Origin of the sequence: Candidatus Symbiobacter mobilis CR (assembly GCF_000477435.1) — a bacterium.
GTDB lineage: Bacteria > Pseudomonadota > Gammaproteobacteria > Burkholderiales > Burkholderiaceae_C > Rhodoferax > Rhodoferax mobilis.
In genome coordinates, this window is record NC_022576.1 from 1,447,603 (window position 1) to 1,472,510 (window position 24,908).

A 24,908-nucleotide genomic window follows, 5' to 3' on the forward strand; every position below is an offset into this window, starting at 1 on the left:
TCGCAACCATCGCGCTATTTTTGGAACATTTTTTCGGATAGGACCGCACCATGTTGACCTCCCTTTCCTCCGCCACCAGCGCCACCACCACCGATACCTCGTCCAAAACCAAGGTAGCGGACATGGACGCAGCGCAAGACCGCTTTTTGAAACTGCTTGTCGCGCAACTCAATAACCAGGACCCCATGAACCCCATGGACAACGCGCAGATGACCAGCCAGATGGCGCAGATCAACACCGTCACCAGCGTCCAGCAAGTCAACGAAACCCTGCAAAGCATGGCCCAGCAATTCAGCGCCATGCAGGTATTGCAGGGTTCTTCGATGGTGGGTCACGAGGTACTGCTCGAAGGCAATACCCTGTCGATCGTCGATGGCGCTGCCAAAGGTTCCGTCGATCTCTCCGCCCGCGCAGAAAACGTCAGCGTAGACATCCTCACCCCCGGCGGCATGGTGATCGACACCGTACACATGGGCGCGCTCGAACCAGGGCGGCACGACTTCTCCTGGGACGCATCAAACTACCAGGGCACCAGCGCCCCCTCCTTCCGCATCAACGCGACGCTTGGTGGACAACCCATTGCCAACACCGCGCTGACCCGCGCCAAAGTTACCGGCGTAGGCAGCGATGCAGGCACGCTCCAGCTACAGCTCCAAGGCCGTCCCACCGTGGCCTACGACGCCATCGCAGCCATCCTCTGATCCTTTCTGCTGTCTTCCTTTTTCCTTCTTTCAGAAACCCCGATCCGCAAGGAGAAATCATGTCGTTCCAAACTGGACTTTCCGGGCTGACTGCCTCCAGCCGCAGCCTCGACGTCATCGGCCACAACATCGCCAACGTCAACACCACCGGGATGAAAGCCTCCCGCGCAGAGTTTCACGAGCTTGTCGCCGCTTCGCTGGGGGCCTGCAAATCGATCAACCCCGGTATCGGGGTGAGCGTCGCGACCATCTCGCAGCAATTCGGGCAGGGCAGCATCACCAGCACCGGCAACAACCTCGACGTCGCGATCAACGGCGGCGGGTTCTTCCAGGTTACGCAGACTGATGGATCCCCGGCGTATACCCGAGACGGCTCGTTCAAGCTCGACAAAGAAGGCTTCCTCATCACCAACAGCGATGCCAACGTCATGGGCCTGCCTACGGATGCCACCGGCAAACCCACCAGCGCGACGCTGCAAAAACTCCAGCTCCCGACCAACTCCCCCATCGGCGCCAAGCAGACAACCAAAATCGCCGCCGAATTCAACCTCGATGCCCGCGCCAAAGTAGCCACGGACATCGTTCCCTACCCCCCCATCACCACCTATGGCACCTCCCTGGTGGCCTACGACTCGCAGGGGGTGGAAATCCCCGTGACGCTCAACTTCGTCAAAACCAGCGCCAACACCTGGGATGTGTACGACAGCACCACGCTGGCAACCGGTGCGCAGGCATTGGCCACCAACGCTGCCATCACGCAAACCAATGCCGCCAACGCGGAACTCCACACCAAGAACACCGCGCTCAATGCCACCAACGATGCGCTGGATGTCACCAACACAACGCTCAATGCCCCCAACGACACACTCGACGCGACCAATACGGAACTCAACGCCGCCACGGATGCACTCGACGCAGAAAACACCACGTGGAATACAGAGAACCCCACAGAAACGCCCCGCCCCACCTACGCATCGGGCGGGCTGACGCGGCTCCCCACCTATGCGACGGGCGGGCTGACCCGCCACCCCACCTACGCATCGGGCGGGCTGACGCGGCTGCCGACCTACGACGTCACCGGCCTCAACCCTGCGGAAGAAAAAATTCCCGCTGCGGCCGAGCTGGTTCCGACCGGGGCCACGCTGCAACTCACCTTTGACGCCAATGGCAAGCTCGTCACCCCCAAAGAAAACGTCGAGCTGACGCTCACCTCCCTCAACCCCGCTGTGGGCGAAAACGGCGAATTCACCGTCGAGCTTGACCTCAGCAAGGCCACGCAGTACGGCACGTCCTTCGCCGTGTCCGACCTCACGCAAGACGGCTACACCGCCGGAGATCTGACCGGGCTGAGCGTCGGGGAAGACGGCGTCATCAACGCACGCTACTCCAACGGGCAGACGCAGTCCGTCGGCAAGATTGCCTTGGCGGACTTCCGCAACGTCCAGGGGCTGATGCCCGCTGGCGGCAATGCCTGGGTGTCCACGATGCTGTCCGGCCCGCCCGTACAGGGCATGCCCAGCGTGGGCAAATTCGGCGGACTACGCCCGGGGGCGCTCGAAGACTCGAACGTGGACCTGACTTCCGAACTGGTCAACATGATGACCGCGCAACGCGCCTACCAAGCCAACGCGCAAACGATCAAGACGCAAGACCAAGTCATGTCCACGCTCGTCAATCTGCGTTAATGCCCTGAGACACTGAATCAGGACAGTCATGGCAATTTCCCTCACCCCCCAGCCCCTCTCCCATTGGGCGAGGGGAGCGTCGAGAAGCCTCTTCGCGACTGTCCCACTCATCTGAACACGCCAAGGAGTCCACGCCATGGATCGCATCATCTACACCGCCATGACCGGCGCCAACGCCGCAGCGCACCGGCAAGCCTTGCTATCCAACAACCTGGCCAATGTCTCGACCAACGGCTTTCGCGCAGAGCTTTCCACATACCGCTCCGTTCCCGTGCGGGGAACGGGCAGCACCACGCGGGTGATGGCGCTTGATGCCACGCCGGGCTTTCTGGATTTGCCCGGCACCCCCCACCGCACAGGGCGTGCGATGGACGCGATGATCATGGGCAATTCCTGGTTCGCCGTCCAGGGGCTGGACGGCACCGAAGCCTATACCCGCAATGGGGCTTTCGAGGTATCGCTTGATGGCACCGTGCTGACCAACACAGGGCTGACGGTACTGGGCGACGGCGGCGCGCCCATCACCGCCCCACAGGGCGCGGAAGTCACCCTCGGCGTGGACGGTACGGTGACAGCGCAGGTACCAGGCCAGCCAGCCGCAGTGGTGGGCCGACTCAAGATCGCGACCCCTACTCCCGAAGACCCCCTCAAGCGCGGAGACGATGGCCTCTTCCGCACCACCTCCGGCGACCCCCTTGCCAACGATGCCACCGTGCGAATCCAGCCGGGAACCATCGAAGGATCGAACGTCAACGTGATCGAGACGATGGTCTCGATGATCCAGTCCGCGCGGCAATTCGACGCCCAAACCCGCCTGATGCAAACTGCCGAAGCCAGCGACCGCGCTGCGGCGCAATTGCTCAACATGCAAGGCTAAGGCCTATACCCCACCCACCACCACCTAGGAAACGACCATGATCAATTCGCTGTGGATCTCCAAAACGGGCATGGAAGCCCAGCAGATGCAGCTCGACGTCATCACCAACAACCTGGCCAACGTCTCGACCAATGGGTTCAAGCGTTCCACGGCGGTGTTCGAGGATCTGATGTACCAAAATCACCGACAGGTGGGCACGAACAGCACCGAACAAGCGCAGCTCCCCACCGGATTGCAAATCGGGCTGGGGGTGCGCACGGTGGCGACGAGCCGATCCTTCACCCAAGGCGCGCTGCACCAGACGAACAACCGCCTCGACGTTGCGATTCAGGGGGACGGGTTCTTCCAAATCACGATGCCCGATGGATCGACTGGCTACACCCGGGACGGCGCCTTTCAGGTCAACTCCGCCGGCACGCTCGTCACCTCCACGGGGCTGCCCGTGGCCAATGGAGTGACCGTTCCGCCCAATGCGACGAACGTCACGATCGACGGCAACGGCACCGTGACTGCAACGATCCCTGGCGACCCCGCCCCGCAAAACATCGGGACGATTGCGCTGGCACGCTTCGTCAACCCTGCGGGCCTGACGCCGCTGGGGCAGAACCTGTTTGCCGAAAGCGCTGCGTCGGGCCAGCCCAACGCCGGTACCCCCGGCGCGGATGGAATGGGTTCGCTGTTGCAGTGCTATGTCGAATCATCGAACGTCAACGTCGTCCAGGAACTGGTCACGATGATCCAGACGCAACGCGCCTACGAGCTGAATTCCAAAGGCATCCAGACTTCCGACCAGATGCTGCAGAAACTGACCCAGATCTAAATCCAGTCCTTGACCTGATCCTTCCTGATGGCGTCCATCTTGGCTCCTTCCTCGGCACCACACCTCTGCCCTCATCACACCAGACCATGAATACCCTTGTCCGCAACCGACAGCGGGACGCTCTGCGGCGCCTGCTGCAACACGGCGCGGTGGCTGCCTGCCTGGGCACGCTCGCGGCGTGCGGCAGCTTGCCGCAGTCCGTGTCGGTGGATTTCCCCGATCCACCGCCGCCCAAGCCCATTGCAGCCCCTGCCTCTGCCCCCAACGCCACGGGCAGTCTGTACCAAAAGACCACGTACCGCCCTGCTTTTGAAGACCCGCGTGCGCGCTTGGTGGGCGACCAGATCACGATCAACATCGTTGAAAAGGTGACTGCCAGCCAGAAGTCCTCGTCCACGGCAAACCGCAGTTCCTCCAATTCGGCCAGCGTCTCTGCCTTCCCGCTCATTTCCCCGCCCGACATCGCCAATCTCAATATGGGCACGGAGTCCAGCCAAGACTTTTCCGGCAAGGGGGGGACAGAAAACGCCAACACTTTCTACGGCACCATCACTGCGACGGTCGTTGACGTCCTCCCCAACGGCCATCTCCTCGTCGCGGGGGACAAACAGATCGGCGTCAACCAAAACGTCGATGTGCTGCGGTTCTCTGGAACCATCGACCCCCGGGTGATCCAGCCCGGCAATGTGGTCAATTCAACGCAGGTAGCGAATGCGCGCATCGAGTCCAAGGGACGGGGTGCGCAGGCCGAAGCGCAAACAACTGGGTGGTTAACACGGTTCTTTTTTAGTTTTCTGCCGTTCTAAAGGTTTGCAGAATCGTGCCGAGGGGGGAAACCACCATGCACGATTCCAAGAACCACCATCGCACTGCTTGCCAACACTCCTCTCCCGCTGTGGGAGAGCGCCCATTTCTCTCTCCCAGCGGGAGCGGCCCTGTACTCCCCTCTCCTACCGGGAGAGGGGCAGGGGTGAGGGCAAAGTTCCGCATCCTGCCGCATAGCCTGCTGGCGCGCTGTCTGGCCATACTGTGCGCAGCCGTTCTGTGCGCAGCCCCTGCGCACGCCCTGCGCATCAAGGAAGTCGCCGCCGTCGAAGGCGTTCGCAGCAACGCGCTGACAGGTTTTGGCCTGGTCGTCGGCCTCGACGGCACGGGGGACCAAACCACCCAGATGCCCTATACCTCGCAGGGCATGGCCAACTACCTCCAGCAGCTCGGCATTTCCCTGCCTGCCGGGAGTGCCATGCAACTCAAAAACGTCGCAGCCGTCCTCGTCACGGCGCAGCTTCCGGCCTTCGCACGGCCTGGGCAAGCCATCGACGTCAGCGTCTCCTCGGTCGGCAACGCCAAGTCCCTCAAGGGGGGAACGCTCATCGCCACCCCGCTCAAGGGCGCGGATGGCGAGGTGTATGCCCTCGCCCAGGGCAACCTCGTCATCGCCGGTGCTGGCGCCGCTGCGGGTGGTAGCAAGGTGCAGGTCAACCACCTCAGCGCGGGTCGCATCCCCGGTGGGGCACAGGTCGAGCGCATCGTCGAAACGCCCTTGCAGCAGGGCGAGGCCGTCACCCTCGGCCTGCAATCGAGCGATTTCCAAACCGCGCGCCGCGTTGCCCAAGCCATCAACACCCGCTTTGGCGACGGCGTAGCCCAGGCGCTGGACGGACGCACCGTCCGCGTGACCGCGCCCACCACCCCGAACGAACGGGTCAGCTTCCTCGCCGAACTCGAAGAACTGCCGATTGACGCCACCAAGCCATCTGCCAAGGTCGTGATCAATTCCCGCACGGGGTCGATCGCGCTCAACCAGGCCGTTACGCTGGGGCCCGTCGCCATTGCGCACGGCAATCTGTCGATCAGCATCAGCAGCACCCCTACTGTCAGCCAGCCCAACCCCATGTCTGGCGGGCAAACCACGGTGACAGAAAAAACCAATATTCAGATTCGCAGCGAGCCGGGGATGCTCATTGAGCTGCCCCCCTCGGCCCAGCTTTCCGACGTCGTTCGCGCCATCAATTCCCTGGGCGCCACCCCCCAAGACCTACTCGCGATTCTGCAAGCCATCAAGGCTGCTGGCGCGCTCCAAGCCGAGCTGGAGGTGATCTGATGAGCCTCGATTCCCTTTCCTCGTACTCGCCGTACTCGTCGGCATCCGCCGGGCTGGCTGCGGACATCCATTCGCTCGACGCCCTCAAGCGCAATACCGGGCAAGCCACCCCCGAATCGATCCGGGAAACGGCCAGGCAGTTCGAATCGCTGTTCATGCGCGAGCTGATCAAAAGCATGCGCGAGGCCACGGCTTCGATGAAATCCGACATGTTCGATAGCCCGACCGGCAACATGGCCACCGACATGCTCGACCAACAGTTTTCGGTACAAATGTCCGGGCAGCCTGGCGGCTTGTCCGACCTGATCGCCGCGCAGCTTTCCAAACAAGCCGGGCTGCAACCCGAATCGTTCGAGAAAACGCCCCCCAGCCAGACGGACACGCCCCTGCTGCGCAGAAACAGCTCGATTGCCGCGTACCGCGCCAACCAAACGCAGCCCCCCACCCAACCCACAACGCGCCAGACGGATTTCGTCCAGCTCCATACCGAAACAGCGGCGCGCATCGAAAAGGACACGGGCATCCCCGCGAGCTACATGGTCGGCCAAGCCGCGCTGGAAACCGGCTGGGGGCAGCGTCAAATCAAGGCCCGCGATGGATCGCTGTCGCACAACCTCTTCGGCATCAAGGCCGGCCCGGGGTGGAAAGGCAAGGTTGCCGAAGTCACGACGACCGAATACGTCAACGGCGTCGCGACCAGAAAGGTGGCCAAGTTCCGCGCCTACGGTTCTTACGAGGAATCGTTCCGCGACTACGCCCGTCTGATCACCAAATCCCCGCGCTACGCCAAAGTGAACCTGCAGGATGGCTCCGCCCACTCCTTCGCCACGAGCCTGCAACGCGCCGGGTACGCCACCGATCCCCAGTACGCAACCAAACTACGCCGAACCATTGAGGCCACGCAACGCTTGCAACGTGGCACCCAAGTGGCGGCCCAAAGCGTATGAGCGGCGTCCTCAACGTGGCCACCAAGGCGTTGCTGGCCAACCAAACCCTGCTGCAAACCACGGGGCACAACATTGCCAACGTGAACACCCCGGGCTACTCACGCCAGTCCGGAGTGCTGCACACAACGCCAGGACAAGTCACCGGGGGTGGGTACGTCGGCAAGGGCGTGGACATCGTCGACATCGCCCGCACCTACAACGAATTCCTCACGCGCCAGTCTGCGATGGCCGGTTCCATCAGCGCCGGGGATGCCACCCGCGCAGAAAAGATGCGCATGTTGGAAGACATCTTCCCCAGCGGGGAAAGTGCCCTGGGCGCAGCCGTCAGCGACATGCTCAATGCCTTTGCCGATGTGGCCGGCGCGCCTACCGATCTGACTGCCAGAACGGTGGCGCTGACCCGTGTCAACGAAGCTGCTTCGCGTATGCGCAGCGTCTCGCAAAGCCTCGACGACCTGCAATTGCGCGTTTCCCAGGAAATCTCCCAAAAGGTCGATACGGCGAACAGCATCGCCCAGTCGATCGCAACGGTAAACCGCCAAATCTCGGACGCACGGGGCAACGGCCAAACGGCCAACGACCTGCTCGACCAGCGCGACCAGCTCTTGCGCGAACTGGGCGAATACGTCCAGGCCACGACGATCGAGAACGACGACGGGACGATGTCCGTGTTCATCGGCGGCGGGCAAACGCTCGTCTACGGCAGCACGGTATCCACCCTCTCGGCAGGCTCGGATGACTTTGCCGACCCCACGAAGTCCAAGCTATCGATCCATCGAGGCGATCAGGAACAGATGCTCGACGAGAACCTGCTCGGCGGCGGGCAAATCTCCGGCCTGATTCGCTTTCAGAACAACGACCTCAACGAAGGGCGCAACCTGATGGGCAGGCTGACGCTGGCAGTGAGCACGAGCATGAATGACCAGCACCGGCTTGGGCTTGACCTTGACGGCAACAAGGGCGGGGATTTGTTCACGCCGACGGTCTACGGCCCCCGCAACATCCTCACCCCCCAACCCCCTGCCGTGCCCAACAAGGGCGACGCAGTGCTGGGAATGGCTGTGTACGACGTGACGAAGTTTTCGGGGTCGGACTACGAAATCGTCTTCACCGGCGACCACTCGGGAACGATCAAGCGCAGCATGGACGGGGTGACGACGGCTTTCGACCTTGCCAGCGGGCCGCTGATCATCGACGGACTGAAAGTGACCCTCGACAGCGGCACAGCGCAAGTCAGCGACCGGTTTTTGCTCAAGCCTTTCAGCACCTCGGCAAGCAACATCCATGCGGAGTTTTCCACCCCGCGCGCGTTGGCCGTTGCCAGCCCCGTTGCCGGGGAGATGGGCCAAGCCAACCAAGGGAGCCTGCAACTGTCCCGTCTGGTGGCGCGCACCAACCCGCCGACAAACATCCCCGTCACGCTGACGTTTCAGGGGGATGGCACCTATACCCGCAGCGATGTGGCAGGCACTTTTGCCTTCACTTCGGGCCAAAGCATCGAAGGCGCCGTGCCGACGGTCTTCCCCTTGAGCCAATGGTCCGTCGTGCTTCAGGGCGAACCCCAGGCGGGGGACACCTACACGATCCTTGCGCAGCCTGCTGCCTTTCGCAATCTCGATGCGGGCAACGCCCAAGCGCTGATGGACTTGCGCGACGTGGCCATGTTCGACGGCTCCGCGCTGACCGACGGCTACGCCGGGATCATTGCGCAGGTTGGCATCCGCGCCCAAAGCGCCAATTACGCGGCGGACGTCTCCGGCCAGATCTCGGAAAACCTCGAAACCGACCGCACCGGCGTATCCGGGGTCAACCTCGACGAAGAGGCGTCGAAGCTGATTCAGTTCCAGCAGGCTTATCAGGCTTCCGCCAAGGTCATCCAAGTCGCCCAAGGGATCTTCGACGCGCTGATCCAGGCCGTCGCACGTTGATGAAGGGGAGTCACCATGTCCATGTTCATCCATCGCACCGGTACCGCACACGCCTACGGCAACGCATTGCGCAACATTGGCCAACGCCAATCCGATCTGAACAATCTTCAGGCCAACCTGACGTCGGGCAAAAAAATCATCCGCACCAGCGACGACCCCACCAGCGCCGCCAACGCCGAACGCGCCCGCATGCGCATTAGCCGCACCGCCACGGACATGCGTATGCTCGAAACACAGCGCAATGCCATTGCTACGGCGGAAAGCACACTCGGCGACATCACCGATTCCCTGCAACGCTTCCGCGAACTGGTCGTCAATGCCGGCAATGGCATCAACCGCGACACGGAACGCCAATTCATCATCAATGAACTCCAGGGCTTGCGAGACCACATCTTCTCGATGGCCAATACCAAGGACACCAACGGCATGCCCCTGTTCAGCTCGCTGGGCAGTGCCTTGGCGCCCTTCGTCGGCCCCCTGCCCACCGCGCAGGACTACCAATTCAACGGTCTGCCCGGACAAACGGCGAGCACGGACGTGTCGATACCGTACACGCTCGACGGCGACGGCGCCTTCATGTTCGACCACGATATCGACATCGCCTACAACGTCGAAATGGGCGACCGGCTCACCCCGCTGATCGCCAGCACCGTATCGCTGGCGGATGCATCGAAACTCACGCAGGCTTCTTACACGATTAGCGACATCTCCCTTGGCCCCGGTTCCGTTGCGGACAGCCAGCGTGCGACGTACACGCTCACCGAAACCCTGCCCGATGGCACCGAAAGCACGAATATCGCGACTGGCCCGGACTTCCCCACCACCAGCAACAATATCCCCATCACTTTCGGCGGCCTGACCATGACGCTGACCGGCACCCCGAGCGCGACGGACACGATGACGGTGGAACCCGTGGTCAGCATCTTCAGCGTGCTCGACCGTGCGATTCAGGATCTTGCCCTCGCGCCCAACAACAACAATGCCAATCTGGCCGTGGCCCAAACCCTGCAGAACATCGACATCGGCATGGGCCGCGTCTCCGCCGTGCGGGGGCAGGCTGGCGAACTGCTCAGCCGCGCCGACCGCATCACCACCAACCAAGGCAAGCGCACCGAACAGCTCGAAGCCGACAAATCCCGCGCAGAAGACTTGGACATGATCCAAGGCATCTCGGACTTCAACAACAAGCAAACCGGCTACCAAGCCGCACTGCAAAGCTACGCCAAGGTGCAGCAGCTTTCGCTGTTTGAGTACATGCGGTAGGGGCTGGGGGGTAAAGGACGCGCCTTGGTGGCGTGGCGCAGGGGACGGGAGTCAGTACAGTCATGGCAGAGTACCTTTCTCTTCCACTGGACGCGACAGGCTTCCCAAAACCGCTTCGCAACTCTCCCATTCAGAAGGGAATGCAATGACTGCCATCGCCAAAATCACCGCCCAAGGCCAAACCACCATTCCGGCCGATGTACGCCAGGCCCTGCGTGTGGGGTCGGGCGACTTGCTAGCCTGGGAAATGCTGGAAGACGGCGTGGCGTGCGTGCGCCGCGTTCCGCGCATCGATTCGGATTACCTACAAGCCATCGAAGGCACGCTGACCGAATGGAATTCGGCGGCAGACGAGGAGGCCTATCGTGACTGATGAGCGTGGCCAAGTCGTGTTAGCGATGATCACCTCGGCCAAGAATGCCCCCTGGCCGCTGGACATCCACATCAAAAACTTGGCCGTAGCTGGGCTACCGGCACCCTCGGTGGTTCGATGCAAGCTGTTCACGCTGGGATGAACAACTCGTCCGTGGCGTGCTCGGTCACTTGGCCGAAGTGGATGCGCATTGCGTCGATACAGCCCTGATCTGTCTACTTGGGAGGGCACCCAATGATGACCTTCATCCATATCCCGCGCAGAAGACCTCGACATGATCCAGGGCATCTCGGACTTCTACAACAAACAAACCGGCTACCAAGCCGCGCTGCCAAGCTACGCCAAGGTGCAGCGGCTTTCCACTGCTGTGCTCATTGCGCAGGAATCAGAGATCGAAAAACGCCATGCCCACGTTGAATTGGATCGGCAAGGAAGCCGTCGTCAAACACCACAAAGAGGTGCCGTTCCGCATGTTGGAACCAGCACCGGAGCTTTCCTGCGGGGGCAGCGCCGATGGGAACCTGATCGTGCAGGGCGACAACCTGCACGCACTCAAAAGCCTGCTTCCGCGCTACGCAGGCCAGGTGCAATGCATCTACATCGACCCGCCGTACAACACCGGCAACGAGGGATGGGTCTACAACGACAACGTCAACAGCCCGGAAATTCGCAAGTGGCTGGGAGAGGTAGTCGGCAAGGAAGGCGAAACGCTCGACCGGCACGACCGCTGGCTTTGCATGATGTACCCGCGCCTGGTGCTGCTGCGGCAGTTTCTGCGCGAGGACGGGGCCATCTTTGTGTCGATCGACGACAACGAAGTGGCGACATTGCGGTTATTGATGGACGAGGTGTTTGGGGCGAGAAACTTTGTGGCCAATTTTGTGTGGGAACACCGAAAGTCCAGTCAAAACGATGTTGATGTTTCGCTCTCTCATAACTACACATTGTGTTTTGCCAGAGATCGCAGAGTATTCAGGCTATTGGCTCTAGCGATTGATGCTACTAAATTTTCCAATCCTGACAATGACCCACGGGGCGAATGGGTCGCTGACCCGATGGACGCGCCGAATATTCGGGAAAACTTGCAGTACCCAATTAGTAATCCGAAGACAGGGAAGATTTACTATCCCCCGCCTGGCAGACATTGGCGTTTCACTCAGGAAAAATTTGAATTAGCGCTCGCAGATAGCCGGATTTTGTTTGGGAAGAAGGGAACTTCCAAACCCCAGTTCAAGCGGTTCAAATTTGAGGCGCAAGAAAAAGGCGTCAATCCATCAACTATCTGGACGGATGTTGGTACGGCTACAGAAGGCACTAAAGATCTGATGGAAATTTTTTCTGGAAGTAAAGCATTCGACACACCCAAACCCACCCGCCTACTCCAACGCATCCTTCAAATCGCCACCGACAAAAACTCGCTGATCCTTGATAGCTTTGCCGGTTCCGGCACCACCGCCCACGCCGTGCTGAAGCAAAACGCCGAAGACGGGGGCCATCGCCGTTTCCTCCTCGTCGAAATGGACGAGGGCATTGCACGCAATGTCACTGCAGAGCGTGTGCGCCGCGTGGCGCGGGGCTATACCAACGCCAAAGGCCAGCAAGTGCCGGGCCTGGGCGGTGGCTTCCAGTTCTGCCGCCTTTCCGCAAAACCGCTGTTCGATGCCGAAGGCCAGATTCGCAGCGACGTGCGCTTTGCCCAGTTGGCCGAGTTCGTCTGGTTTGCCGAAACCGGCACCGGCTACACCGGCCCAGCCCACTCGCCGCTGTTGGGGGTACACCAGGGCCGTGCGATTTATCTGCTCTACAACGGCATCCTTGCAGATCGATCGGTCGATGGCGGCAACGTCCTCACCGGCGCGGTGTTCGACCTGTTGTCCCCTTTCCCAGGCCCGAAAGTGATCTACGCCGCAGCCAACCGCATGGGCAGCCGCACTGCGCGGGAGGGCATCACCTTCAAGCAAACCCCCTACGCGCTGGATGTTTGACGATGGAACCGCCGCGCAAAACCTATCTGCATCACATCCCACAATGGCAAGCCGCCGGGTACTGGGTGGAGCTGATTTTTCTGCGCCTTGCCAATGCCGACGAGGCCGTTGCCCGCGTAGCCCTGCGCGTCAAGCAAGGTGGGCACAACATCCCCGAAATGGTGATTCGACGACGGTTCGATGCCGGGCTGCACCACTTCACCCACCACTACTCTCGATTGGTCAATGCCTGGGCCTTGTATGACAACTCAGGCGAACTCCCGCAATTGCTGGACTGGAGCGAACGATGAACAATCCACAACCCATTGAGTTGGCCCTTACTGCGGACTTGCGTCTGTCACAAGCCGCCTTGATCCGCGCCGCCCAACGCGCACGCGAAGTCGCCATGCAAACCGGTACGGCCATCGTTGTGCTACGACATGGTGTCCTTACGTATGTTCAACCCACGATTTCCCCACAACCACCTGCTGTGGTGGATGAGTCCGAAGCACCGTAGAGACAGCAACCGTGACCGGATTTGCCCCCAAAACCTACCAACAGCAGGTGCTTGACAGCATCGAGGCCTATTTCCATGCCTGCCATGCGCTGCCTTCGCCTGCGGTGGCCTTCACCGCCACGACTGAGCGCCTGTGGGGGCGCGGCAACCCCTACCACCCGCTCTCGGGTTTTCCTGCCGACATGCCGTACTTCTGCCTGCGGGTTCCCACCGGCGGCGGCAAGACTTGGCTGGCTGCCAGGAGCATCGCGCTGGTCAATACGCATCTGCTGCGAACCGAGCACAGCGTGATCCTGTGGCTGGTACCAAGCAAGCCCATCCGGGAACAGACGCTGCGCGCCTTGCGTGACCGGCTGCATCCTTACCATGCCGCGCTGCGCGAGGCTGGGCCAGTCACGGTCCTGGATTTGGAAGAAGCCAAGAGCGTCCCCCGCGCCACGCTGGACACGTCGACGACCGTCATCGTCGCCACCCGCCAAGCGTTCCAGGTGGAAGACGAAGAATCGCGCAAGGTGTACCAAAACAGTGGCGCGTTGATGCACCACTTCGACAACCTGTCGCCCACCCAGCGCGACGCGCTGCTGCACGAAGGGGAAGGCGCCGAACGCACCGCCCCCTGCTCGCTGGCCAATGTGCTGCGCCTGCGCCGACCGTTCATCGTGGTGGACGAAGCGCACAACAGCCGCACGCCGCTCGCTTTCGACACGCTGGCGCGATTCCGCCCCAGTGGAGTGATGGAGCTGACTGCCACGCCCGACCTGGAACGCACGCCGAGCAATGTGCTCCACAGCGTCTGCGCCGCAGAGCTGAAGGCGGAGGAAATGATCAAGCTCCCGGTGGTACTGGAAACCGAGCCGAACTGGCAGCAATGTCTGGCGGATGCCATCGCCAAGCGAGAAGCCCTGCATGCGCTGGCCGACCAAGAGCGCCGCGTAGGCAGCCCCTACCTGCGTCCGCTCGTGCTGATCCAGGCAGAACCGCGCCGCGCCGGAATCGATACGCTGGACGTGGAACGGGTTCGCAACGAGCTGAGCGCCAACCACGGCATTCCCGCCAACGAGATCGTCGTCGCCACCGGCGAGGAAAAGGGCTTGGAGCAAATCGATGCAGACTACACGCTGGGAATCGCCGACCCCGCCTGCCCGGTCAAGTTCGTCCTGACCCAACGGGCGCTGGCCGAGGGGTGGGATTGCCCTTTTGCGTACATCTTGGTCAGCATGGCCTCGCTGACCTCTGCCACGGCTGTCGAGCAATTGCTGGGGCGCGTGTTGCGCCAACCCGGCGCAGTCCATCGGCAGGCCCTGGAGCTGAACAAGTCGTATGCCTTCGTGGTGTCGCGCAACTTCAGTGAAACCGCAGCCACGTTGCGGGAACGACTGGTCGCGGGCGCTGGATTCGAGCGGCGCGAAGTGGCCGATTTCGTCGCCGCAGCGAAGACAGAACAGGCATGGCTAGATTGGGCGGGACATGCCGGGCGCGTGGCTGTTCCACCTGTGACCATCGCGCTGACCGAACAGCCCGACCTCCACGACATACCCAAGCCGGTTCGCGACAAGGTGCGCTGGGACAGCCTGCTCCAAACGCTAACCATCACCGTGCCGCTGACCGAGGACGAGACTGCATTGCTACAGGCGACGGTCACGGGCGCTTCGGCAGCGGCGGCGCTTGCCCAAGCCGCCGAAACCAGCCGCACCACGGCCATCGATTTCTTCCAGACCCCTGCAGAACGGGGCGAGAGACTGCGCGTTCCACAACTTGCCTTGCGGGTGCAGGGCAAGCTCCAGTTGTTCGACGACCCGGAAGTGCTCGACTACCCGTGGGACTTGCCGACTTTTGATGCCGTACCGACCGGCGACGATCTGCGTGCGCTGGGTGCTGGCATGAAGGTGGCGGAATTTGGCGAGATCGATATCCATGACCAGAATGGAACACTGATCCCATCCTTTCTGCCTGGGGTGCAGCGCGATCTGGGGTTGGTCTATCGGCCCGAGCACTGGGACGAGGTGCGTCTGGCCACATGGCTGTGCCGGAACCTGCCGGAGCCTTCTCTTACGCACGCCAGCAAGCAAGCCTTCGTCGCCGCGTGGGTGACTGCGTTGCTGCGGACGGAAGGCTTTACGCTGGCACGCGCCAATCTGCAAAAGTTTCTGATCCGCAGCCTGCTGGAAGCACGCATCCGTGCGCTGCGCCAACGGGCCGTCAGCAAGGCGTTCCAACAAACGCTGTTTGGCGATGACGCGGCTGTGCGCGTGGCGGTGACCGATCAGTACGCTTATGCGTTCCACGCACAGGCTTATGCGCCGACCCGCGACTACGACGGTCAATTCGGGCGCTTCGACTTTCGCAAGCACTATTACGGGCGCATCGGCAACTTCGATAGCAACGAAGAATTCGAGTGCGCATGCAGGTTGGACATTCTTGCGCAGCAGGGGCGAATCCAGTTCTGGGTTCGCAACCTGGTTCGCCGCGAAGGTTGCGCTTTCTTCCTGCAAAAGGCCAACGGCCGTTTCTACCCGGACTTTGTTTGCCAACTGCCCGGCAAAGGGGACCAGCCTGGCCCGATCCTCGTCGTCGAATACAAAGGCGGGTATGGATGGGCCAACGCAGAGGACGACCGCCTGATCGGCGGCCTGTGGGCGAGCCTTTCCGAAGGACGATGCCGGTTCGTGATGGTCAAGGACAAACAGTGGGAGCGGATCGAGGAGCAGTTGCGATAAGCCTTTGCAATGCGCGAAAGCCTATGCTTGTAGACACTGATGAGATTCGCCGTTCGGGCGAATATGTCCGTGCGTATCGCATGCACCGTCACCGGCATCTCGGACTTCAACAACAAGCAAACCGGCTACCAAGCCGCACTGCAAAGCTACGCCAAGGTGCAGCAGCTTTCGCTGTTTGAGTACATGCGGTAGGGGCTGGGGGGCGCTGGTGAGCTTGGCTGGGCGTTTGGCTGGGCTTGGGGGCGCTTGGGCAGGTTGCTGGCGAAGTTGCGACACGTCGCAGAATGGGTACTCCCCGTCACCACAGGGTAGCGGGCCATCGCGACTTCTATCACGCCTATCCTCCCACCCACAGCGCTGCGCATCCCGTGTGATGCAGTGGAGACATACCATGCATGCCCTTGTTATTGAAGACGAATTGATCGAGCAAGCCATCCGTGTCAGCGGTGTTCAGGACGAACGCCAGCTTGTCGAAACAGCATTGCGGGAATTCATTGCCCAGCGTCGAAAAGGGGAAGCAGCGGCACCGGTAGACGCGCTTGCGGCAGTCTTTGGCCAGTTGCACTGGGAGGGCGATCTCGACGCAATGAGGAGGGATCAATGATCCTCGTCGACTCTTCCGTCTGGATCGATTACTTCCGTGGCATGACAACGCCACAAACCTGCTTTTTGCGCGACGAGGCCGATCGTTCCACACTCGTCGTTGGCGATCTGATCCTGTGCGAAGTTTTACAGGGCTTTCGCCACAACGAGGAACGCGAGCGGGCACGAATGCTGCTGCTGGGGTTTCATTACCGCGACATGGTCGGTCAGGCAGTTGCGCTGGAGGCTGCGAAGAATTATTCCGCGCTGCGTGTGCGTGGCATCACGATACGCAAAACCATCGATGTCTTGATCGGCACGTTTTGTCTGCGTAATGGTTTTGCCTTGCTGCATGCGGATCGCGATTTCGACCCGTTGGCCGAACACCTCGGTTTGCACGTCTGGCGCTCTCCATCGGGGGATGGGGCCACATAGCCAAAGGTGATGACCTTCACGCACGTGATGAAGCGGACAACAAACAAACCGGCCACAAGTCGCACTGCAAAGCTACGCCAAGGTGCAGCAGCTTTCGCTGTTTGAGTACATGCGGTAGGGGCTGGGGGGCGCTTTTATTCCGTCTTGCCGTTTTGCATCATCAACATGACCTCCGCCTCGGTCAGCCCGACCAAGCCAGCGACTTGTTGCGGCGTCAATCCACTCTGAAGCGCCTTCCAGGCAATGGCCGCTCGTTCGGCCTGCCGCCCTTCTTGCAGCCCCTTTTGCAGCCCTTGTTGTCGCCCTTCTTGCAGCCCTTGTTGTATACCTTGTTGTATACCTTGTTGTATACCTTCTTTCAACCCATCATTGCTCGCTTTTTCCAAGGCGCCCCGTTGCAAAAAAATGAAGTCCATCCGTTTGTGCTGCATTTCCAGTTCTTCTTGACTCATCCCCGCTTTATTGATGATCGTGAATGCCTGTTGGAGCATCGGTGATGCCATGGTTTCCGGGATGTAGTCCAGCTTGCCGGCATTTTTGATGAAGTAAATCCATTTATCCCGAATGTTTTCCAGTTCTTCAATTGTCTTGGTGAACTTTGGCAATTCCACAAAGATCAGCTCGATATCCCCGGTGTATTCGATAAACCGCTTTTTCTCAATCAATTTGAAGTGGCTGATGACTGTATCTTCGTTATCATGGAACATCACAAAGTCTGCCAGGGTGAGCGCAATGATAGGACAAAGGCTCGTGTAGCATTCTCCTGCTTGCAGTTGGTCCGCATAGTGCTTGGCCGCGTTGTATAGGACGCGCGCTTCGAAGCCCTTGACGTTCAAGACCTGCATTTCAATGATGACAGCGCTGCCATTCGCCAAAACGGCCTTGACATCGACATAGGTGTCTTTCATCCCCTTGAGCATGGGGATTTGGTACGGATCGACAATGTCCAAATCCGTGATAGCCCGATCACCGGCGTAATCGAGCATCGCGTTGAGAAAATCGATCAGAACAGGTTTGGACTGCAAAGATCCAAAGACTTTTTTGAATGCGTAGTCGGTTTTGACATCAAGAAATCGCATGCTGTTTCTCCGTAAAAAATAATGACGATTGACGACTTGGAACCTATTTCAGTAGGCAGGCGAACCGAAGCAATGTGCGCGGCACCGGAGCGCAGGAACCGGAATGTACGTACAGTACATGAGGATTCCGAGCACCGCCGCCGCGTGCAATGCGATGGCGCAGCCCCTACTGGAATAGGTTCTAAAAGGCAGGCCCACTTGAACGAAAGGCCCCTTGCACCAGGCCTCTTCTTCGTCGTGTACGAAGCGGCTCATCAATCCGTGGCTGAAGGCATCCGCCGGTTCGAATGCCGAAACCAGAAATTGCGTGAGGCCGAACTGGATGCTGCGGGCGAGTAGCGATGGAAGCATGCAGGTTCTTTCTTGTGCTCTCAGCGTCTGCCAGGCCCCCAGCGTGCGGTGAGTTCGGCGGCCAGTAGTCGTTCATTGAACTACACTTCGCCGATGCAATTCGAGTGGGATGAAGCAAAAAGCGATTGGAGAAGATCGCTACCCATTGCGCGGCAATATTGATAGGTGTCTCTACGTGTTGGTTTATACGCCGCGCCACGGTGTGATCCGCATTATTTCCGCACGAAAAGCCAATCCACGGGACAGAAAGCAATATGAAAACCGTACGCATGAGGATTGACATCCAGAACCCGCCAGCCCAACCCACAGGGCGCATCGACACCAACGTGGTCGATGCCACGACCACTGCGGACATTGCCAGGTACAAAGCGGCTGACGATGCCGATGCCTTGCTTGATGCAGCGACGTTCGCACGCCGTATTCGCAAACGACTGGGATGGAGCCAGGCTGAGTTTGCCCAGCGTATCGATGTGTCGCTCGACACCATCCGCAACTGGGAACAAGGGAAGCGCTGCCCAACCGGCGCGGCAAAAGCCCTATTGAAAGTGCTGGACAAAGCCCCCGAGGCAGCGCTGGCAGCGCTGCAATGAACCGTCGACATGACGGGTGGGTCAGGTGACGAAGAAGGACCAGGCGGCGCGGTAGTCGGCTTCGCGGTTTGCGCGGGTGAAGGGGGCGGTGTAGATGCGTTCGACCTAGCGGGAGCCGCCGGGCAGGGTGTCGTCCATCACCCACTGGGTGATGGTGGCGCCGTCGGGGACTAGCGGGGTTCCGCCGCGTTGTCGTGTTGGCGATGATCACCTCGGCCAAGAATGCCCCCTGGCCGCTAGAGCAAGAAATTAGCGACAGGCCTTTAGGCCAGGATTCCAAACCGAAGTTTGTTTTACGATGAAAAAGTTCAACACCGCTGGCCCCAGCATTGCCGCAGACCATTACCTGATCGACCCGCTGGCGCGCATCGACTTGCCGGAAATCGAGACCTTGATTGCCGACAAGCGGTATTTCGTCCTCCACGCCCCACGTCAAACCGGCAAGACCACATCGCTGCTCGCGTTGATGCACTATTTGAATGCGCAGGGAACATACCGTGCGCTGTACGCCAATATTGCGGCAGCGCAAACCGCACGGGGCAATGTGGCAAGCGGGTTGTCCGCAATCACCCAGGCGCTGGTTCGTCAGGCGGCGTATTACATCCAAGACACCGCGCTTTCCGCATGGCTGCGTCAGAACAAGGACATGGACCCCAACGAGCTGCTGACGGCGCTGCTTTCCCACTGGGCACAAACCAGCGACCGGCCTGTGGTGTTGCTGCTCGATGAAGTCGATGCGCTGGTCGGCGATACGCTGATTTCGTTGCTGCGCCAAATCCGTGCAGGCTATGCGCAGCGCCCAGAAGCATTTCCGCAGGCGATGATCTTGTGCGGCGTTCGGGACGTTCGCGACTACCGCATCCACACTGCGCACCATGAAATCATCACCGGCGGGTCAGCATTCAACATCAAAGCCGTGTCATTGCGGCTGGGGAATCTGAGCGAACAGGAAACGCGGGAACTGTGGCAACAGCATCAGGACGCCACCGGCCAGCACATCGACCCTGCGATCTACCCGGAACTCTGGCAAGACACAGCAGGCCAGCCGTGGCTGGTCAACGCCCTGGGGTATGAGGTGACGTGGCAAGACCGCGAAGCACGCAACCCCCAGGTACCGATCACGCTGGAACGGTACAAAGCAGCCCGCGAGCGGTTGATCCAAAGCCGGGCCACGCATTTGGACCAGCTCACCGACAAACTCCGGGAACCCCGCGTGCATGGCATCGTCGCGGCGCTGTTGCAAGGCGAAGCAGTGACAGAACAATTCCCGACCGACGACCTGCAATACGTCGAAGACTTGGGATTGATACGCCAAAAGCCGATGTTGGCCTTATCCAATCGCATTTACCAGGAAATCATTCCCCGCGAACTCACGTGGTCTACGCAAGTCGTCCTCACCCACGAACAACCTTGGTATCTGGACGAAAACCGCCGGATTGATGTGCCCAAATTGCTTCGTGCCTTCCAACAATTCTTTCGGGAGAATGCGGATGCCTGGCTGGAAAAATACGACTACAAAGAAGCCGGGCCGCAATTGTTGTTGCAGGCTTTTCTACAGCGCATCGTCAACGGCGGCGGGCGAATCAGCCGCGAATATGGGCTGGGAAGAAAACGCACCGATTTGTTTTTGGAATGGCCGCTGGACGTACAACAAGGCTATTTGGGGCCGGTACAGCGCGTGGTGATAGAAATCAAAATCGTCCACGACCACCAAAGCCTGGACACATTACAAAAACAGGGCATCACCCAAACGGCAGGGTATGCCGACCAATGCGGCGCCCAGGAGGCGCATTTGGTTCTTTTTGACAGAAGGCCGGGCAAGACCTGGGAAGAACGGATATGGCAATCCGAAGCCACCGAAGGGCTACGCACCATTGTGGTGTGGGGGGCGTAGTGCCTGCTGGATTACTGCAGTTCTCTCATGGACAGAATTATCTCTTTCTAGGTTCCCACACCTTCCCCAATCGGTGTACTGTGCATCGCATAGCGGGCATGGTGATCGATGACATCCATGACTTTGGAGGGTTCGCCGTTCACCACATCCCAACACCACGTACCAAACCCACCGCGCGAATTCACCGCATGTACCCAGGCATCCAGCGCCAAACGTTTATTGCGGTTTTGGTCAGAATCCTCGCCTTTGATTTCCAGCACCAACAATTTTCCATTGGCCAGACGAATCAAAAAGTCAGGCACAAAACGCCGCTTGCTGCCACGCCAAAGGTAATAAATCTGAAAACCCAAATGGTCGTTTTTGGCAAATGCAGCCACATCCAAGCGCTTTTCCAGCAGGGTCGTGGTGTACGGCTCCCAGGTACTGTCGGCCACGGCGTGACTGATTTGAGACTTGGTAGTTTCGATGCAGGGCTTGGTGGAGTACCAGGTGCGCATCAGTCGGGTGGAGCCAATCGGAAATTCAGCGTCAAACACCGGTTCCAGCTTTTCGCTGTTTTGCTGATGGATTTGGGCGATGACGTGTCCCACCAGCGTGTCGATGGACAAAGCAACCAGAATGCGTTTGCGCAGGGGTTCCTGATGGAATAGCGAGGGAATTTCCAGCCGGTCAGAGGCCAGAAACTGCTCAACAAGTCGAACCAGTTGAACGATCAACAACTCCCGCCCCCCGGTAAAGCCATGTTCTAGTGTCTCCAAAGCCTTGCGCGCAGCCAAAAACAGCAAGCGCTGCAAGCGAAATTCATCAGGAAAGGCTTCCAGGTCGATCGACACTGCTTGGGACAAATCCGCAGCACCATCCAGTGCGGGGGCCAGATCGGCACTCACACGCACCTGGGCGGGGTCAATTTTGAGGCGCGGCATCTTGGACCAGTCCACCGTCAGGTCAGGACGAACGATCACATCCACGCGCAGCACAATAGGCATCGCCCTGGCGAAAGTAATGCTCTACACGAGCGGCCGTTTCGGTTTTGTTGCACACCGTCAGCATCACCGGCGGTGACAGATGCCCAGCTTTTGCCCATGCGCTCTGCGTTTCGCGCCAGTCTGCGCCCAGCAGGGTGTAGGCCTCCTGGACGATTTGCGGCAAAGCCTCATGCGGTTCCGCGCCACGCCGGTTCAAATCGTCGGCCACCTCGGGTTCGCGGTACAAGTGGTACAGCTTGCTTCGGTACGTCTGCGCGTTGGGCAAAGCACTGTCACGAATCACCACACGCGGCGTTTTCACCAATCCGGCTTCAATAGCATCATTCAAGCCAAAATCAGAAATCACCCATTCAAACAGCGATGCCTCGGTGCTGGTTTTGCCAGTAGGCGCAAACGGCGTGGCCGATAAATCAAAGCAGCGGATGATGCGCTGCATTTTGTGAATCCGGTCCAGGCCCTCGATCCAGCGCGTCGCTTCATCCAAGTCAAGGCCAAGTTCTTCGGCCTGTTTCTTGCTCACCTTGCTCTCGGCGGGTTTGCGGTACGCATGGTGGGCTTCATCATTGATGATGATCAGGTCTTTGTGACTGGCAAGTTTGCCCAGTACACGGCGCACATACGCTGCATCGCTTTCGGCCCCTTTTTTGACCACCGAGCGATCTTGCATTTTGCGTGGCATCAGGCTGTGCCAGTTGTCGATCAGCAATACCGCCTGATTGAGCTTTTCACGCAGCGCCTCGTTGGGGCATAGGGAAAACATGTCGTAACAGTTGTCGGGATGACCGGGCAACAACACCTGCAAGCGCTCTTTGACGGTCAGCCCCGGTGCCACGACAAGCACCGCCCGAGAAAAATCCTTGTTTCGCCTGGGGTAGGTCAGCGCGTTGAGTACCTGCCAGGTGATGATCATCGCCATCACGACAGTCTTTCCGCTTCCTGTGGCCATCTTGTTGCACAGGCGCTCCCATGGGCCGCCATCACCCGGCACGGCAATACCCTGTTTGAATTCAGGTTTGGCCTCCACAGACCAAATCAGGGTTTCTATCGCTTCCAGTTGGCAAAAATAAAAAGGATAAGTGCGGTTGGTTTGTGGGTCTTTCCAGTGCGCCAGCAGTTGCTCTGTTATCGCAGTAATACCGGGATAATTTGCGATGCGCCAGGCATCCACCCGCTCGCGTATGCGTTGCACCAACTCCAGTTCAATGCCGCGCACAGTATTGTTGCGCGTATCAAAAATTTCATAGCCTGCCGGTCTTCTGCCCGCAATCAGGGTCAGTTGGCGGTCACTAACGCGCTTCCAGTGATGGGTGGGGCGCTCAAAAGGCGAATTGATGATGAGGGATGTGCTCATGCACGTGATAACCCGCAAAGCGTTTGAAACAATACCCGAAAACTGTTGGAACGGTTTCGATCAGGTACCAAATAGGCCGTAATCCTGCGCGCACCATCGCGCTTTTGATAATGGGGAATCGCACGCCGCAACTCTTGCGAGGGACTGCCCAGTACGTCAGGATTGCGAAATTTGGCCTTGCGGTCATTTGCGGCCAAGTTCGGCTTGTCAAATGCCTGTGCCACGGCTTGCCAGTCACCGGTAAAAAAGGCTTCCAACTCTCGACAGGCAATCCGGACCACCGTCTCAGGTCGGCCTGCCAAGGTGCATAAGCTTTGCAAACGTTGTTTGATGACAGTGCATTCACCACTGTCTTGATCACGCATCACGATGAATTGACTGTTGGGCAGCAGCCAGCCCTTGATGCGGCGTACAAGCTGCTTTTCCAAATCCTGCTTGCCCTCGAATACCAAAAAATGCACTGTCGTGCCACCAGGCAGGATGCCCGACAGAATGCCTTCAAGAAAATCTTTCGCCGAAGGCTCTTCGAGCAAAAAGACGAGATGCCCTGTCACGGCTGCGCCCCTGGAAAAAGCCCCTGCTTCCAAAGATAGCCCATCTGGTCGCCTTCTCGCATATAGGCGCAGAGTTGTTCGTTATCGGCCGCACGATGCACTTGCGATTGGCCTTTGTCTTTCACAAGCCAGAATACTTCGCATAGTTCCACTGCATTCAAAAAATCAGGCGAATGGGTGCTGAGGAAAACCTGCCCACCACGTTGCGCATAAGCGCGAAATTCTTCGGCCAGTTCCCACAACAAAGAAGGGTAAATCTGGTTTTCAGGCTCTTCCACGCACAACAGGGGATAGGGGTGGGGGTCATAAAGCAAAACCAGGTAAGCCAGCATTTTGATCGTGCCGTCAGAGACGTAACGGGCCAGAAACGGGTCTTGAAAAGCGCCATCCTGAAATTTCAACAGCACCCGGCCTTCTTCGGTCGTCTTGGCTTCAACCTGTGTCACACCCGGTACACGGCGTTGCAAGCGTTCCAGTATGTCGTTGAATACACCTGGATGGTGCTTGTGCAGATACGCTACGACCAAAGACAGGTTGTCACCTTCGCGTGACAAGTGCTCGGCATAGCCTGCATCGGCCTCGGGGCGCGCACGGCTGATATGAAAGTCAGACAAATGCCAGTTTTCAATCCAATTGCCCAGGGCCACCACGGCTGGAAAACGCGCAAATTGCGCCAGCCCTTTGATGGCAAGAATGTCCTGGCTTTTCAGCGTTTGTTGTTCACGTTGAAGCAGACTTTCCTCCGTCACGGATTCCAGCTCGTTGGTAACAGCTTCCCCTTTGCCATACGCAAAATCCAGAAGCCGCCAGGGCCGCCCACGGTTGCCACGCCGGTATTGCAACACCTCTTTCACAACGACAGGTTGCCCGTGATCTTCGTCAATGTGCAACTCGTAAGTCATCAACCGCGATCGTCCTTGCGACAGCTCTACGCGGAGTTTGATTTCAATCTCGATGGCCCCGATGCTCCCCCGACTTCGCACCTCTGCCAGCCCTCTGCTGCCGCCCAGCCGCCCCAATGCAGCGGTGACATTGGTCGTCATGGCATCACGCAAAAAAGCGAACACGGAAAACAGGGTGCTTTTGCCAGTGCCGTTGGCACCCACCAGAACACAAAACTTGGGAATGTTTTTCAGATGCACATTTTGAAATGCCCGAAAGTTTTTCAATCGTATCGACTCTATTGGCAT

Annotated in this window: 24 protein-coding genes and 1 pseudogene; 21 read left to right on the top strand and 4 right to left on the bottom strand. The window is 59.4% G+C overall.

Going from position 1 to position 24,908, the window contains the following annotated elements; translation table 11 throughout:
* The first annotated feature begins 50 nt into the window (after positions 1-50).
* From CENROD_RS05955 to vapC, 18 genes are all read left to right on the top strand, one after another.
* Complete coding sequence (locus tag CENROD_RS05955) at positions 51-701, top strand: flagellar hook assembly protein FlgD (protein WP_022772613.1); 651 nt, start codon at positions 51-53, stop codon at positions 699-701.
* A gap of 59 nt (positions 702-760) precedes the next feature.
* Positions 761-2,386, top strand: a complete 1,626-nt coding sequence (locus CENROD_RS05960; RefSeq protein ID WP_022772616.1) for a flagellar hook protein FlgE — start codon at positions 761-763, stop codon at positions 2,384-2,386.
* A gap of 136 nt (positions 2,387-2,522) precedes the next feature.
* On the top strand, positions 2,523-3,263 hold the full coding sequence (locus CENROD_RS05965) for a flagellar basal body rod protein FlgF (RefSeq protein WP_022772620.1): 741 nt from the start codon (positions 2,523-2,525) through the stop codon (positions 3,261-3,263).
* A gap of 37 nt (positions 3,264-3,300) precedes the next feature.
* Positions 3,301-4,083, top strand: a complete 783-nt coding sequence (flgG, locus tag CENROD_RS05970; RefSeq protein WP_022772624.1) for a flagellar basal-body rod protein FlgG — start codon at positions 3,301-3,303, stop codon at positions 4,081-4,083.
* Between the two features lie 86 nt (positions 4,084-4,169).
* On the top strand, positions 4,170-4,889 hold the full coding sequence (locus CENROD_RS05975; protein WP_022772625.1) for a flagellar basal body L-ring protein FlgH: 720 nt from the start codon (positions 4,170-4,172) through the stop codon (positions 4,887-4,889).
* A gap of 185 nt (positions 4,890-5,074) precedes the next feature.
* Positions 5,075-6,187, top strand: a complete 1,113-nt coding sequence (locus CENROD_RS05980; RefSeq protein WP_420795901.1) for a flagellar basal body P-ring protein FlgI — start codon at positions 5,075-5,077, stop codon at positions 6,185-6,187.
* Positions 6,187-7,134 carry a flagellar assembly peptidoglycan hydrolase FlgJ gene (gene flgJ / locus CENROD_RS05985; RefSeq protein ID WP_022772630.1) on the top strand — a complete coding sequence of 316 codons (948 nt, stop codon included), beginning with the start codon at positions 6,187-6,189 and terminating at the stop codon, positions 7,132-7,134. The genes CENROD_RS05980 and flgJ overlap by 1 nt, the downstream gene beginning before the upstream one ends.
* Positions 7,131-9,062: a flagellar hook-associated protein FlgK gene (flgK, locus tag CENROD_RS05990; RefSeq protein ID WP_022772633.1), complete on the top strand. Its 1,932-nt coding sequence runs from the start codon at positions 7,131-7,133 to the stop codon at positions 9,060-9,062. The genes flgJ and flgK overlap by 4 nt, the downstream gene beginning before the upstream one ends.
* Positions 9,063-9,077: 15 nt before the next feature.
* Positions 9,078-10,325: a flagellar hook-associated protein FlgL gene (gene flgL, locus CENROD_RS05995; RefSeq protein ID WP_022772637.1), complete on the top strand. Its 1,248-nt coding sequence runs from the start codon at positions 9,078-9,080 to the stop codon at positions 10,323-10,325.
* Between the two features lie 145 nt (positions 10,326-10,470).
* Positions 10,471-10,698, top strand: coding sequence for an AbrB/MazE/SpoVT family DNA-binding domain-containing protein (locus CENROD_RS06000; protein WP_022772641.1), 228 nt, complete (start codon positions 10,471-10,473; stop codon positions 10,696-10,698).
* Positions 10,691-10,840, top strand: a complete 150-nt coding sequence (locus tag CENROD_RS14060; protein WP_202961180.1) for a hypothetical protein — start codon at positions 10,691-10,693, stop codon at positions 10,838-10,840. The genes CENROD_RS06000 and CENROD_RS14060 overlap by 8 nt, the downstream gene beginning before the upstream one ends.
* A 262-nt stretch (positions 10,841-11,102) precedes the next feature.
* Positions 11,103-12,683: a site-specific DNA-methyltransferase gene (locus CENROD_RS06010; protein WP_022772644.1), complete on the top strand. Its 1,581-nt coding sequence runs from the start codon at positions 11,103-11,105 to the stop codon at positions 12,681-12,683.
* A 2-nt stretch (positions 12,684-12,685) separates the two neighbouring features.
* On the top strand, positions 12,686-12,973 hold the full coding sequence (locus CENROD_RS06015) for a hypothetical protein (RefSeq protein WP_022772647.1): 288 nt from the start codon (positions 12,686-12,688) through the stop codon (positions 12,971-12,973).
* Positions 12,970-13,179 carry a hypothetical protein gene (locus CENROD_RS06020; RefSeq protein ID WP_022772650.1) on the top strand — a complete coding sequence of 70 codons (210 nt, stop codon included), beginning with the start codon at positions 12,970-12,972 and terminating at the stop codon, positions 13,177-13,179. Before CENROD_RS06015 ends, CENROD_RS06020 begins: the two co-directional genes overlap by 4 nt.
* 11 nt (positions 13,180-13,190) lie before the next feature.
* The gene (locus CENROD_RS06025; protein ID WP_022772654.1) at positions 13,191-15,896 is read left to right on the top strand and encodes a DEAD/DEAH box helicase; all 2,706 of its coding nucleotides are present in this window, start codon (positions 13,191-13,193) and stop codon (positions 15,894-15,896) included.
* Positions 15,897-15,959: 63 nt separating this feature from the next.
* Entirely contained in the window at positions 15,960-16,088 is a 129-nt protein-coding gene (locus CENROD_RS14490; RefSeq protein WP_274518154.1) for a hypothetical protein, read from the top strand.
* Between the two features lie 199 nt (positions 16,089-16,287).
* Positions 16,288-16,500 (top strand): type II toxin-antitoxin system VapB family antitoxin, encoded by a 213-nt coding sequence (locus tag CENROD_RS06030; protein ID WP_041194190.1) that lies wholly within the window; start codon positions 16,288-16,290, stop codon positions 16,498-16,500.
* Positions 16,497-16,913 carry a type II toxin-antitoxin system VapC family toxin gene (gene vapC, locus CENROD_RS06035; protein WP_022772664.1) on the top strand — a complete coding sequence of 139 codons (417 nt, stop codon included), beginning with the start codon at positions 16,497-16,499 and terminating at the stop codon, positions 16,911-16,913. The genes CENROD_RS06030 and vapC overlap by 4 nt, the downstream gene beginning before the upstream one ends.
* A 134-nt stretch (positions 16,914-17,047) precedes the next feature.
* Here vapC and CENROD_RS06040 read toward each other — a convergent pair whose 3' ends face one another.
* Positions 17,048-17,992, bottom strand: a complete 945-nt coding sequence (locus tag CENROD_RS06040; RefSeq protein WP_022772667.1) for an Rpn family recombination-promoting nuclease/putative transposase — start codon at positions 17,990-17,992, stop codon at positions 17,048-17,050.
* Between the two features lie 460 nt (positions 17,993-18,452).
* Between CENROD_RS06040 and CENROD_RS13060 the strand changes: the two genes are divergently transcribed.
* The 3 genes from CENROD_RS13060 to CENROD_RS06055 all read left to right on the top strand — a co-directional run bounded on the left by CENROD_RS13060 (position 18,453) and on the right by CENROD_RS06055 (position 20,827).
* A complete protein-coding gene (locus CENROD_RS13060; RefSeq protein WP_238551833.1) occupies positions 18,453-18,623 on the top strand; it encodes a BrnT family toxin in 171 nt (56 codons plus the stop codon).
* Complete coding sequence (locus CENROD_RS06050) at positions 18,598-18,933, top strand: helix-turn-helix domain-containing protein (RefSeq protein WP_022772674.1); 336 nt, start codon at positions 18,598-18,600, stop codon at positions 18,931-18,933. Before CENROD_RS13060 ends, CENROD_RS06050 begins: the two co-directional genes overlap by 26 nt.
* Positions 18,934-19,231: 298 nt before the next feature.
* Complete coding sequence (locus tag CENROD_RS06055) at positions 19,232-20,827, top strand: AAA family ATPase (protein WP_022772678.1); 1,596 nt, start codon at positions 19,232-19,234, stop codon at positions 20,825-20,827.
* A gap of 47 nt (positions 20,828-20,874) precedes the next feature.
* Here the strand turns inward: CENROD_RS06055 and CENROD_RS14560 are convergent.
* From CENROD_RS14560 to CENROD_RS06070, 3 genes and pseudogenes are all read right to left on the bottom strand, one after another.
* Positions 20,875-23,164 (bottom strand): annotated as a pseudogene (locus tag CENROD_RS14560) (DEAD/DEAH box helicase).
* Positions 23,161-23,697 (bottom strand): DUF4276 family protein, encoded by a 537-nt coding sequence (locus CENROD_RS06065; RefSeq protein ID WP_238551834.1) that lies wholly within the window; start codon positions 23,695-23,697, stop codon positions 23,161-23,163. Before CENROD_RS06065 ends, CENROD_RS14560 begins: the two are co-directional and overlap by 4 nt.
* 17 nt (positions 23,698-23,714) lie before the next feature.
* The gene (locus tag CENROD_RS06070) at positions 23,715-24,908 is read right to left on the bottom strand and encodes an AAA family ATPase (protein WP_022772685.1); all 1,194 of its coding nucleotides are present in this window, start codon (positions 24,906-24,908) and stop codon (positions 23,715-23,717) included.